Source organism: Enterococcus sp. DIV1758, from assembly GCF_051711985.1.
Taxonomy (GTDB): Bacteria; Bacillota; Bacilli; order Lactobacillales; family Enterococcaceae; genus Enterococcus; species Enterococcus faecalis.
Genome location: NZ_JBIOOA010000001.1, coordinates 843,434 through 855,011 on the forward strand (window position 1 = coordinate 843,434; position 11,578 = coordinate 855,011).

Annotated in this window: 12 protein-coding genes and 1 tRNA gene; all 13 read left to right on the forward strand. The window is 37.3% G+C overall.

Features of this window, described 5'->3' with window-relative positions:
• The first annotated feature begins 15 nt into the window (after window positions 1-15).
• The 13 genes from IGJ52_RS04245 (at window position 16) to IGJ52_RS04305 (ending at window position 11,541) form a co-directional block, all read left to right on the forward strand.
• Complete coding sequence (locus tag IGJ52_RS04245) at window positions 16-2,721, forward strand: sigma 54-interacting transcriptional regulator (protein ID WP_002355912.1); 2,706 nt, start codon at window positions 16-18, stop codon at window positions 2,719-2,721.
• 228 nt (window positions 2,722-2,949) lie between these two features.
• Complete coding sequence (locus tag IGJ52_RS04250; protein ID WP_002355913.1) at window positions 2,950-3,267, forward strand: PTS sugar transporter subunit IIB; 318 nt, start codon at window positions 2,950-2,952, stop codon at window positions 3,265-3,267.
• Window positions 3,268-3,408: 141 nt separating this feature from the next.
• Window positions 3,409-4,872, forward strand: a complete 1,464-nt coding sequence (locus IGJ52_RS04255; protein WP_002364646.1) for a PTS sugar transporter subunit IIC — start codon at window positions 3,409-3,411, stop codon at window positions 4,870-4,872.
• Window positions 4,873-4,915: 43 nt separating this feature from the next.
• On the forward strand, window positions 4,916-5,134 hold the full coding sequence (locus IGJ52_RS04260; RefSeq protein WP_002355915.1) for a hypothetical protein: 219 nt from the start codon (window positions 4,916-4,918) through the stop codon (window positions 5,132-5,134).
• Window positions 5,135-5,147: 13 nt separating this feature from the next.
• Window positions 5,148-5,348 (forward strand): DUF3188 domain-containing protein, encoded by a 201-nt coding sequence (locus IGJ52_RS04265; RefSeq protein WP_002355916.1) that lies wholly within the window; start codon window positions 5,148-5,150, stop codon window positions 5,346-5,348.
• Entirely contained in the window at window positions 5,348-5,758 is a 411-nt protein-coding gene (locus tag IGJ52_RS04270) for a DUF3284 domain-containing protein (RefSeq protein ID WP_368561311.1), read from the forward strand. Before IGJ52_RS04265 ends, IGJ52_RS04270 begins: the two co-directional genes overlap by 1 nt.
• Window positions 5,759-6,038: 280 nt before the next feature.
• Complete coding sequence (locus tag IGJ52_RS04275; protein WP_002355918.1) at window positions 6,039-6,365, forward strand: PTS sugar transporter subunit IIB; 327 nt, start codon at window positions 6,039-6,041, stop codon at window positions 6,363-6,365.
• Between the two features lie 22 nt (window positions 6,366-6,387).
• Window positions 6,388-6,708: a PTS lactose/cellobiose transporter subunit IIA gene (locus IGJ52_RS04280; protein ID WP_002355919.1), complete on the forward strand. Its 321-nt coding sequence runs from the start codon at window positions 6,388-6,390 to the stop codon at window positions 6,706-6,708.
• Between the two features lie 65 nt (window positions 6,709-6,773).
• Window positions 6,774-8,051 carry a PTS sugar transporter subunit IIC gene (locus IGJ52_RS04285; protein ID WP_002355920.1) on the forward strand — a complete coding sequence of 426 codons (1,278 nt, stop codon included), beginning with the start codon at window positions 6,774-6,776 and terminating at the stop codon, window positions 8,049-8,051.
• An 83-nt stretch (window positions 8,052-8,134) separates the two neighbouring features.
• Window positions 8,135-9,529: a glycoside hydrolase family 1 protein gene (locus IGJ52_RS04290; protein ID WP_002355921.1), complete on the forward strand. Its 1,395-nt coding sequence runs from the start codon at window positions 8,135-8,137 to the stop codon at window positions 9,527-9,529.
• A 57-nt stretch (window positions 9,530-9,586) separates the two neighbouring features.
• Window positions 9,587-10,780: a GNAT family N-acetyltransferase gene (locus tag IGJ52_RS04295; protein WP_033624593.1), complete on the forward strand. Its 1,194-nt coding sequence runs from the start codon at window positions 9,587-9,589 to the stop codon at window positions 10,778-10,780.
• Window positions 10,781-11,100: 320 nt separating this feature from the next.
• Window positions 11,101-11,174: transfer RNA gene (locus IGJ52_RS04300), tRNA-Arg, on the forward strand.
• 34 nt (window positions 11,175-11,208) lie between these two features.
• Window positions 11,209-11,541, forward strand: a complete 333-nt coding sequence (locus tag IGJ52_RS04305) for a putative quinol monooxygenase (protein WP_002358903.1) — start codon at window positions 11,209-11,211, stop codon at window positions 11,539-11,541.
• The last annotated feature ends 37 nt before the right edge of the window (window positions 11,542-11,578 follow it).

Genomic DNA, 11,578 nt, shown 5'->3' on the forward strand with positions numbered 1-11,578 from the left:
ATCGAGGAGGATTCCATGAAATCTCGGAAGGAAGAAATCTTAGCGTTACTTCAAAAAAATGAAACTGGCTTAACGGCAGGAGCGGTAGCAGAACAGTTAATGATTGATCGCAGTAATGCCAGCCGTTATTTAAATGAATTATTCAAAGAAAAGAAAATTACTAGAAGTACTGGACGTCCTGTTATCTATTCAGTGCCAACAATCAATGAAGGAGAACAAGTCCATGTAGATGAGTCCACCTCTGTTAGTTTTGACACATTAGTAGGTGCCAATGATTCTTTAAAAGTGAGTATTCAGCAGGCCAAGGCGGCTATTTTATATCCACCAAGAGGTTTGCATACGATTATTTTTGGGAAAACAGGAACAGGTAAATCTCTTTTTGCTGAATGTATGTACCGTTTTGCAATTGATTCAAAAACCTTAGATGAAGATGCCCCTTTTGTCTCTTTTAATTGTGCTGATTATGCACAAAACCCACAATTATTATTTGGTCATATCTTTGGCGTAAAAAAAGGCGCCTATACTGGTGCGAATGAAGATAGTCCAGGCTTAATGGCAAAAGCAGATGGCGGGATTCTCTTTTTAGATGAAATTCATCGCTTACCGCCAGAAGGTCAAGAAATGCTCTTTACGTTTATTGATAAAGGCGTGTACCGTCCATTAGGAGAAAGTGGTCAAACCTATGAAGCCTCTGTTCAAATTATTGGTGCGACAACGGAATCCTCAGAAAACTTTTTAACCACTTTTAATCGGCGGATTCCGATGTCGATTACATTACCATCTTTAGATGCACGGACGCTAGATGAGCGTTATGCCATCATTTCGTTATTTATTCAGCAAGAGGCAACACGTTTGGGCCAACAAATTGATATCGAACGCGAAGCAGTTTTGGCGTTCATGTTATACGATGCAGAAGGAAATATTGGTCAGGTGAAGCGGGACTTAAAATTAGTTTGTGCTAAGTCATTTCTTTATTACCGGACGCACAATTTAGAACACTTGGTTATCCGTAAACGGGATTTGTCGTTACCTGTCCAAAAAGGATTATTAAAAATTAAAGAAGTACCTGAGCGCTTGGATCAATTTGTCGACAGTAAAAGTAATTATTTATCTTTCCAGCCAGGTACTAACAAAATTGTTTGGTCGCAAGATCCAGCTAGAGACATGCAAGTTTACAATGAAATCGAAGAAAAAGTCGCTGACTTGTCCGAAGCTGACTTAGAAAATGTTGATTTAGAAGAATTGATTTCTAAAGATATGAATGCGTATTTTAAAAATTATGTCGAAGAATTAACCCAACATTCTTTACATAAGGAGTTACTACCAGAAGCTATTTGGGACTTAACGAATCGTCTTTATGATATCGCAGAAGAGCGTTTGGAACACACGTACAATGAAACAGCGCGCTTTGCCTTTGCGCTTCATTTACAAAGTACGATTGAACGTGTCAAAGAAGGTCATGTGATTGTCCATCCTGATTTAAATAATGTCCGTAAAAACATGAAAAAAGAATTTCAAGTAGCCTTAGATTTATCTTCTATTATTGAAGAAGAGAACAACATAGAGATTCCTTTCGATGAAATTGGCTTTATTAGTATGTTTTTATCTATTAATGTCGGTAAAGAAGAAAGAACTCCAGAAAATAATGTTGGTGTGTTCGTCTTAATGCATGGGGATTCTACTGCCTCAAGTATGTTGAAAACCGCCCAAGAACTTTTAGGAACGTCAATCGGAACAGCGATGAATATGCCGTTAACGATGGAAGTTCAAACAATGTATGAACAATTACGAAACCAAGTAATTACGCAAAAAGAATCGTTAAATAATGGGATTTTATTACTGACCGATATGGGTTCATTAAATTCGTTTGGAAATATGTTGTTTGAAGAAACAGGTATCCGAACGAAGGCGATTACAATGACGAGCACAATGATTGTCTTAGAAGCTATTCGAATGGCAAGCGTGGGACGAAGTTTAGAGGACATTTACCAAAATATTCAACTTTCTTTTGAAAGCGTTGTGAGAGAACAATTTCGTTCTAGTCTGCAAAAACGTCAAAACGTTAAAAAAGCAGTAATCGTGACGTGCTTTACTGGAGAAGGGGTTGCCGCAAAACTATACCAACGAATCTTACCAGTTATTGATGAAACAAAAGTGGAACTGATTCAAATGCAATTTATTGAACGAGAAACGTTTAAAAAGCATATCGACAACTTGATGGAAGAATATGAAATTAAGGCCATTGCGGGAACTGTGGATGTTGAATATCAAAATATTCCCTTCTTTTCCGTCTATGATATTTTTGATGATGAAAAATTAAATGTACTGAAACGGATTGCTAGTGATGAAGTGGCGATTGATACAATTGTTCATTCACTAAGTGGCGTCATTACTTCTGTGGACTCCTTACAAAAATTAATTCTCATGTTACAAAAAACAGTTCATCAAATACAAACAGACATGCATATTATTGTTGAACCAGGGGTGGATGCCGGAATTATGATTCATTTGGCTTTTCTGGTAGATGCTTTAATTAAAGGAGAAGAAGCAAGAACTTTTCCAAACTTAGCGGAATATGTTAAAACACATCGTTTAGAAATCGATGTCGTACGCACGAATTTTATGTTAATTGAACGGGCGTATCGTGTGACGATTCCAGAAGCGGAAGTTGCGCATGTTACCCAAATGTTTTTAGAAAATGAAATTAAAAGTAAACAATAATAAATAAAAAAACATCAAGAAATGAGAAAACGCTCTCTTTTTTCTTGATGTTTTCTTTTTGTAAGTTACACACAATTTTATGTGTGTAAACGTTTTCTTTTAGTGTGTGCACGCTTTTTTTGATAGCGAAAGCTGTTATATCAGTATTTTAATGAGGAAAAAACTTGGCACAATTATTGCTATAAATAAAGTGTATAACGTCATAACTTTTAAGGAGATGAAGAAAAAATGGCAAAAAAAACAATTATGTTAGTTTGTTCCGCAGGAATGAGCACGAGTTTATTAGTAACAAAAATGCAAAAAGCAGCAGAAGATCGTGGCATGGAAGCAGACATCTTTGCAGTATCGGCTTCTGAAGCTGATACAAATTTGGAAAATAAAGAGGTGAATGTTTTACTTTTAGGTCCACAAGTTCGTTTCATGAAAGGGCAATTTGAACAAAAATTACAACCAAAAGGGATTCCTTTAGATGTAATCAACATGGCAGATTATGGCATGATGAATGGCGAAAAAGTTTTAGATCAAGCAATCTCATTAATGGGATAAGGAATTAAAACGTTTAAGAAAAGTGAATAGCAAACAAGGATAGTGCATGTTACCAAAGGTTTTATTTTGTACGCTCGATTCATTCGTTTAATGAGGCTACTGCCTTTTTAATAAATATAAATGGATACAGGAGGAATAAAAATGAACGGATTAATGGCATGGATGGAAAAATATATCTTACCAACTGCCGCAAAAATTGGTGCACAGAAACATCTGGTGGCACTAAGAGATGCTTTTATTGGTACATTACCTGCGACAATGGCTGGATCAGTCGCCGTAATGATTAACGCAATTATTCGAGATCTTCCCCAAGAGTTTGTCTCAACTTATGCGGCAAGTTTGGAAGCAGACAAAGGTATTTTTGCAGTATTGAATGTCATCATTGGGATTAATGGTTTTGTTTGGAATGGTACATTGGCTATCGCTGGTTTGATTTTCGCTTTTTCTTGGGGCTATAACTTAGCGAAAGCATACAATGTGAATGAGCTAGCTGGTGGGATTGTCAGTTTAGCTACCTTAATTTCAGGTGTTGCTTTTGCACCAAATAACACAGCTGAATTAGCTGTGAAAGTGCCAGAAAAGATTGCCAACGCAATTAATGGGGCAGAAATTGGTGCGTCAATTGCTAATAATCAATTGACTGTCAATCCATGGGGGTGGTTAAATCTTAATCATTTAAATGGTAACGCTTTCTTTACAGTGATGATTATGGGGGCTTTATCAACCATTATTTTTTGTAAATTAATGCAAGCGGATTTAACAATAAAAATGCCTGATTCTGTTCCGCCAGCAGTTTCAAAAGCGTTTGCGGCAATTTTACCAGCAACAATCGCATTGTATGTCGTAGCAATTATTAACTTTACGGTGTCAAAACTTTCAGGCGGTCAATTATTAATTGACTTAATTCAAAAATATATCGCGGAACCGTTCCTTGGGTTATCACAAGGACTAGGAGCTGTGTTAATCGTAACGGTTTTTGTTCAAATTTTCTGGTTCTTTGGTATTCACGGTCCAAACGTTTTGGCACCAGTTCTTGAAGGAATTTGGGGACAAGCACAATTAATTAATATTGATATTTTCCAAAAAGGTTATGAAGGAAAAACAGGAACAGCTGCGGTTTTAGCCGCTATTGACGACGGTAAAGCCTACATGTGGGTCCGTGGTTCGTTTGATGCTTTTGCTTGGTTTGGTGGTTCAGGCGGTACAATTGTTCTAATTATTGCAATCTTGTTATTCTCCAAACGAGCAGATTATTTAACAGTCGGTAAATTATCATTAGGACCTGGGATCTTTAATATCAATGAACCGATTATGTTTGGTTTACCAGTTGTTCTGAATCCAATTATGTTTATTCCATTTGTAATTGCGCCATTAGTTGCTACTACAATTGGCTGGGTTGCAACGTATCTTGGGTTAGTAGCCCCAGTTTCTCAACAAGTCGCATGGGTGACACCGCCGTTGCTATTATCTTTCTTAGCGACAGGTGCCGACTGGCGCGCACCAATCGTAGCATTGGTATGTATGGTAGTCACTTTCTTGATTTGGACACCGTTTGTTATCGCTGCTAACAAAATGGATCCTGCATTAGGCGAAAGTGAGCAATAGGCAATAAAAACAGCAATTACTTGTATAGAAAGGAGCGAGCGGCATGATTTCGATTGCAAGTGCAATGAAGCAAGAGGAAATTATTACTTTATTAGAGGCATATCAAGGGGAAAATGAAACATTTACTTTTAAAGAAAAGAATGGTATTAAGTTATTTTTTGAAGTTGAAGGAGACCCTGAAACTGCTGCACAAGTTGCAAAACAGTTGATTAAGGAACAACCTTGGGGTGGCGTTTTATACTTCCAAGCAACGGTAGTCTAAAAAGATAGGATGGATGAAAATGATTAGAAATGGATTATTTTTATGTAGTATTGGCTTCTTGATTGTTTTGTATTCGTTGAATCCCAGCTCCTTAAACTATGATTTATTAAGTCTGACAACGGGGATTTTTTTCATTGGACTTGGTGGTTACCTGTTTTTTAAAGGAAAAAAAGTTGCTGAAGAAGAGGCGACAAAGGATGAGGTGAAACGGTAATGGAAATTACGAAAACATTAACTATTTCAGCAGATGAATTTTACACGCAATTAATGAATTCTGTTATTTTTGATATCCGTAAGCAAACAGGCAAAACTCTTACAAGAAAGCAGTTGCGTAAGTTTGAATACATCAAAGAATATAGTAAAAATAGTCGCGCGAAAATAGTTATTGAAGAAGCTGTAGAAAATAAGACCTATCAATTTCGAACATCCACAACTAAAAATGATTTCTCGGTGCGATATGAGCTCCAACCAATTGATGAAAAAAGCTGTGAACTGCGTTATACAGAAACAATGGTTTCTTATGGGGCGTTACAAAAACTGAATGATGCAGTATTAGGTATCTTTTTAAGTCATTTTAAAAAGAAACAGTTTTATAAAATGCTTAAAATGATGGAAACTGCTTAAAGGAAAGGGAAAAAGCGGCTTTTGTCCAGTTGATTCTCTTCAGCTTTAGAAAGTGAGCGATGAGTCGTTTCGACTTATCGCTCACTTTCTTTTGTTGCCCTATTATTTTGGAAACGCACACAAAAAAGCTGTGTGTAATCGTTTTATTTTTAGTGTGTACACGCTTTCCATGTTGAAAAACGTTGTCATATCAAGGTTTTCAATGTGTTAAAACTTGGCACGCTTCTTGCTTATATAAAGGTGTAAAGCAAAATAAAGAGAATTTAGGAGATGAAGGAAAATGGCAAAAAAAACAATTATGTTAGTTTGTTCCGCAGGAATGAGCACAAGTTTATTAGTAACAAAAATGCAAAAAGCAGCAGAAGATCGTGGCATGGAAGCAGACATCTTTGCAGTATCGGCTTCTGAAGCAGATACAAACTTGGAAAATAAAGAGGTAAATGTTTTATTATTAGGCCCACAAGTTCGTTTCATGAAAGGACAATTTGAACAAAAATTACAACCAAAAGGGATTCCTTTAGATGTAATTAACATGGCAGACTATGGCATGATGAATGGCGAAAAAGTTTTAGATCAAGCAATTTCATTAATGGGATCATCAAACTAGAGCAGAAAATGGGGTAGAGGTAATGGACGGACAACAGAACTTAGAAGCAATCATGGGTTTAATCATGTATGGCGGAAATGCTAAAAGCGATGCAATGGAAGCGATTGCCGCAGCAAAATCGGGGGATTTTGAATTAGCAGACAAAAAAATTGCAGATGCAGAAGAATCACTTGTACATGCACATCATTCGCAAACAGGAATGTTAACAGAAGAAGCAAAAGGCAATAACATGCAAGTAACATTGTTAACAGTGCACAGTCAAGATCATTTAATGACTGCGATTGCATTTACAGATTTAGCAAAAGAAATTATCGATCTTTATCGCCGTATTGATAACGAGTAATCTCGTTGTCAATGCGTCTTATAAGAAAAACGCGCTTGAGAAAGCGTTAATTAGGAGGAATAACAATGGACGGATTTGTTCAATGGATGGAGAAACACTTTATGCCGAAAGCGTCAGTAATCGCAGCGCAACGGCACTTGGTAGCAATTCGTGACGCGTTTGTCGTAACGATGCCATTAATGATTTTAGGGGCTTTGGCGGTATTAATTAATAATATTCCAATTCCAGGATATGAGGACTTTTTAAACAAAATTTTCCCAATGATGTATAACGATGCACCAATTTGGAAAAGCTTTGGTGGCAACATTTGGAACGGTACATTCGCAATCTTTGCCGTTTTAGTAGCCTTTTTAGTAGCACACAATTTAGTTAAATCTTATGGAAAAGACGGCATTGCAGCCGGTACAGTTTCTGTAGCTTCATTCTTCGCAGTTGGCGGCTTAGAAGGCATGGGCGCAACTGGATTATTTATTGCTTTGATTATTGCACTTATTTCAGGAGAACTATTCCAACGTTTATCTGGCAATCCTAAATTAGTTATCAAAATGCCTGATGGTGTACCACCAGCAGTAGCAAAATCATTTGCGGCATTATTACCAGCAATGATTACAATCAGTTTATTTAGTTTAATTACATCAATTCTATTTGCTTTAGGAATTGACAATATCGTTATTTCATTCTACGAAGCAGTTCAACAACCATTTATGGGACTTGCAAACAGCTACCCATCAGCATTATTGTTAGCTTTCATTACACCATTCTTGTGGTTCTTTGGTTTACATGGTGCCAACATGGTTGACCCATTAATGCAAACAATCAACGTACCAGCGATTGATGCGAACATTAAAGCTTTAGAAGCAGGTAAAGCAATTCCTTATATTGTAAACAAACCTTTCTTTGATTCATTTGTAAACTTAGGTGGAACAGGGGCAACATTAGGTCTGTTAATTGCTATCTTTATCGTAGGTCGTCGTAACAAACCATACAAAGTCATTACAAACTTAAGTTTAGCACCAGGACTATTTAATATTAATGAACCAGTCATGTTCGGTTTACCAATTGTTTTAAACCCAATTATGTTTATCCCATTCATTTTAGTCCCAATGGTTCTTGTAACTGTTGCGTATGTGGCGACAGCAACTGGTTTAGTACCAGCTGCAACCTTTATGCCACCTTGGGTAACACCACCAATTATTGGCGGATTTTTAGCAACGAAGAGTATCGCCGGCGGAGTTTTAGCAGCTGTTAACTTATTGATTTCTATTTTGATCTACATGCCTTTCGTAAAAGTAGCAACAGATCAATACTTGAAACAAGAAGCAGCCGCAGAAGCAGCTGAGTAAAAAATCGAAGGATTGAATCGTCCGGACTCTTACGGAGGGTTCAATCCTTTTTTTAATGATTAAATCGTAAAGGAGCAAACAACATGAAATATCAATTTCCAGAAAATTTTTGGTGGGGTTCTGCAGCCAGCGGTCCTCAAACAGAAGGCGTTTTTGAAGGTGATGGTAAAGGTCAAAATATTTGGGATTTTTGGTATCAAGAAGCGCCAGAAAAATTTTTTCAACAAGTCGGTCCAGATAAGACCTCACAATTTTATAAAAAATACCAAGAAGATATTCAGTTAATGAAAGAAACGGGACATAACTCTTTTCGAACATCCATTCAATGGAGCCGTTTAATTCCAGACCCTACAACAGGGAAAGTCAATCAAACAGCAGTTGATTTTTATAATCAAGTGATTGATGATTTATTAGAACACGGGATTGAGCCCTTTATGAACTTGTATCATTTTGATATGCCGATGGTACTTCAAGAAAAAGGCGGTTGGGAAAGCCGTGAAGTGGTTGATTTGTATGTCGACTTTGCCAAAACCTGTTTTGAATTGTTTGGCGATCGCGTGAAAAAATGGTTTACGCACAATGAACCAATTGTACCAGTTGAAGGTGGTTATCTCTATGGCTGGCATTATCCTGATAAAGTGAATCTAAAAGAAGGGATTCAAGTACTCTATCATGAAGCTTTAGCTAGTGCCAAAGCGATTGCTGTTTATCATTCTATGAACTTATCAGGTGAAATTGGCATTATTTTAAACTTAACGCCGACTTATCCTCGTGATGAGCACAATGAAGCCGATGTAAATGCGGCTAAATTTGTCGATGGTTTCTTTAACCGTTCGTTTTTAGATCCGGCAGTTAAAGGCCATTTTCCAGAAGATATGGTTGCCTGGGCGAAAGCAAATGACTTGTTGCCAGAAACAACGCCAGAAGATTTAGCAATAATTGCTGAAAATACTGTGGACTTATTAGGAGTAAACTACTATCAACCACGTCGTGCCAAAGCAAAAGAAACACCTGTTGAAACACGACCAGAAGGCTTACTTCCAGAAGATTTTTATGATGTCTACGATATGCCTGGCAAAAAAATGAATCCTTACCGTGGCTGGGAAATCTACGAAAAAGGCATTTATGATACATTAATGAATTTAAAAGAAAATTATGGCAACATTCGCTGCTACATTTCAGAAAATGGCATGGGCGTAGAAGGAGAAGAACGCTTTGTCAATGAACAAGGAGTCATTGAAGATGATTATCGGATTGAATTCGTGCAAGATCACTTGAAATGGGTGCATCAAGCGATTCAAGAAGGTAGTAATGTTCAAGGATATCATATGTGGACGTGTATGGATAACTGGTCTTGGCTTAATGCCTATAAAAATCGTTACGGCTTCATCGCTGTGGATTTAGATGATGATGCGAAACGGACCATTAAGAAAAGCGGTCGTTGGTTCAAAGAAATGACAGCAAATAACGGCTTTTAGAAAGAGAACTGTTTCTGTGATAAAATGAATTGATACAATGTGCGAGGAGGAAAGAAAATGACAACTAAAAGAGTCAAAAAAATGGGCAAAGAAGAAATGAAAGAGATGTTTGATCTTGTCATCTATGCTTTTAATCAGGAACCCACGGCGGAACGCCAAGAACGTTTTGAAAAATTGTTGTCACATACGCAAAGCTATGGCTTCCTAATTGATGAGCAATTAACAAGTCAAGTGATGGCGACACCTTTTCAAGTGAATTTCCATGGTGTCCGCTATCCCATGGCTGGAATTGGCTATGTGGCTTCTTATCCAGAATATCGTGGTGAAGGCGGCATCTCTGCTATTATGAAAGAAATGTTGGCTGATTTAGCGAAACAAAAGGTTGCCCTTTCTTACTTAGCACCGTTTTCATATCCATTTTATCGTCAATATGGCTATGAACAAACATTTGAACAAGTGGAGTATACAATTAAAACGGAAGATTGGCCACGTGTTAAAAGAGTTCCAGGTACCATTAAACGAGTTTCTTGGGCTGACGGTAAAGAGGTCATTAAAGACGTATACCTTGAAAATCAAAGAGCGCACTCTGGTGGTGTGATCCGTGAAACTTGGTGGCTGGATTATACGCTGAATCGTGCAAGTAAACCAAATAATCAAGCGATTTATTATTCGTCAGAAGGGAAAGCGGAAGGCTATGTGATTTATCGGATAGCTGCTGGCACCTTTGAAATCGTAGAATGGAACTATTTAACTAATACAGCTTTTAAAGCTTTAGCTGGGTTTATTGGCTCACATAGTGGTTCCGTTCAATCGTTCCATTGGATTAATGGTTTTGCTGGAAAAGATTTAAATGATTTAATGCCAACGCCAGCAGCTTCTGTAAAAATTTTACCTTACATGATGGCACGAATCGTTGAGTTACAAACATTTCTGGAAAAGTATCCATTTCAATCAGGAGAAAAAGAAACGTATTCTTTAGAGATTGAAGATTCCTATGGGCCATGGAATGAAGGCATTTGGACAATCACAATTGACGAACAAGGAAAAGCAACAGTGACTAAAGGTGCTGCGGAAAAAGAAGGGACTGCTGCTTTGAAAGCAGATATCCAAACGTGGACGCAACTATTCTTGGGCTATCGTTCAGCAGAAACGTTATCTTTTTATGAACGCTTGCAAGGAGACGCAACGACAGCTCAACGTTTAGGCCAACGTTTAGTCAAAGGCATGCCAATTTTAGAAGATTATTTTTAAAAGTGTGTTTATTCGCAAAAAATGACAGAACCTACTATAATAAAAATGTAAAAAGAATTATTTTAGAAAGGTGATGGGGACAATGGCGAAAACGAAACAAGAAAAAGTTGCACGCAATAACAAAATTGGGCAATATATAGCTATTGCGACAGGACTTTATTATTTAGGAAAAATGATTCTTGATCGGCGGCAAAAAAAATAATAGATAAAAGAACGACGTGTTTCACTGAAAGAAAGTATCTCGCATAATTGTTTATGCGGGATACTTTCTTTTTGTCTATTGACAGATGTAGTGAAGACTTCTAAAATTAAAACAGATTGTTCTCGTAGCTCAGTAGGATAGAGCAACCGCCTCCTAAGCGGTAGGTCGCTGGTTCAATTCCAGTCGGGAACGTAAAAAGGCAAGTAAATTTAGGGAGGGAAGACAGATGGCGATTACTATAAATATTTATTATAGTGGGACAAATGGACGTGCAAGAGAATTTGCCAAAGAAATGATTGCCAGCGGAATTGTAGAGGCGATTCGTGCAGAAAAAGGGAATAGTCGCTATGAATACTTTTTTCCAATGGACGATGAAGAAACAGTTCTGCTAATTGATAGTTGGACAGATCAGGAAGCATTAGACAAACACCACGCTTCTCCAATGATGACCCGTATTACGGAACTTAGAGAAAAATATGATTTGCATATGAAAGTAGAAAGATATGTATCAGATGTAACAGACCCCTTGACAAAAGATGCTGCGTTTATAAGAAAATAACCAGAGTGCAATCATTGATCTTAAAATTTAGTGCTAG

Excerpts from the sequence above, each read along its gene's own strand:
- IGJ52_RS04245 (WP_002355912.1), top strand. The coding sequence starts at position 16 with ATGAAATCTCGGAAGGAAGAAATCTTAGCGTTACTTCAAAAAAATGAA.
- IGJ52_RS04250 (WP_002355913.1), top strand. The coding sequence starts at position 2,950 with ATGGCAAAAAAAACAATTATGTTAGTTTGTTCCGCAGGAATGAGCACG.
- IGJ52_RS04255 (WP_002364646.1), top strand. The coding sequence starts at position 3,409 with ATGAACGGATTAATGGCATGGATGGAAAAATATATCTTACCAACTGCC.
- IGJ52_RS04260 (WP_002355915.1), top strand. The coding sequence starts at position 4,916 with ATGATTTCGATTGCAAGTGCAATGAAGCAAGAGGAAATTATTACTTTA.
- IGJ52_RS04265 (WP_002355916.1), top strand. The coding sequence starts at position 5,148 with ATGAAAATGATTAGAAATGGATTATTTTTATGTAGTATTGGCTTCTTG.
- IGJ52_RS04270 (WP_368561311.1), top strand. The coding sequence starts at position 5,348 with ATGGAAATTACGAAAACATTAACTATTTCAGCAGATGAATTTTACACG.
- IGJ52_RS04275 (WP_002355918.1), top strand. The coding sequence starts at position 6,039 with ATGGCAAAAAAAACAATTATGTTAGTTTGTTCCGCAGGAATGAGCACA.
- IGJ52_RS04280 (WP_002355919.1), top strand. The coding sequence starts at position 6,388 with ATGGACGGACAACAGAACTTAGAAGCAATCATGGGTTTAATCATGTAT.
- IGJ52_RS04285 (WP_002355920.1), top strand. The coding sequence starts at position 6,774 with ATGGACGGATTTGTTCAATGGATGGAGAAACACTTTATGCCGAAAGCG.
- IGJ52_RS04290 (WP_002355921.1), top strand. The coding sequence starts at position 8,135 with ATGAAATATCAATTTCCAGAAAATTTTTGGTGGGGTTCTGCAGCCAGC.
- IGJ52_RS04295 (WP_033624593.1), top strand. The coding sequence starts at position 9,587 with ATGACAACTAAAAGAGTCAAAAAAATGGGCAAAGAAGAAATGAAAGAG.
- IGJ52_RS04305 (WP_002358903.1), top strand. The coding sequence starts at position 11,209 with ATGGCGATTACTATAAATATTTATTATAGTGGGACAAATGGACGTGCA.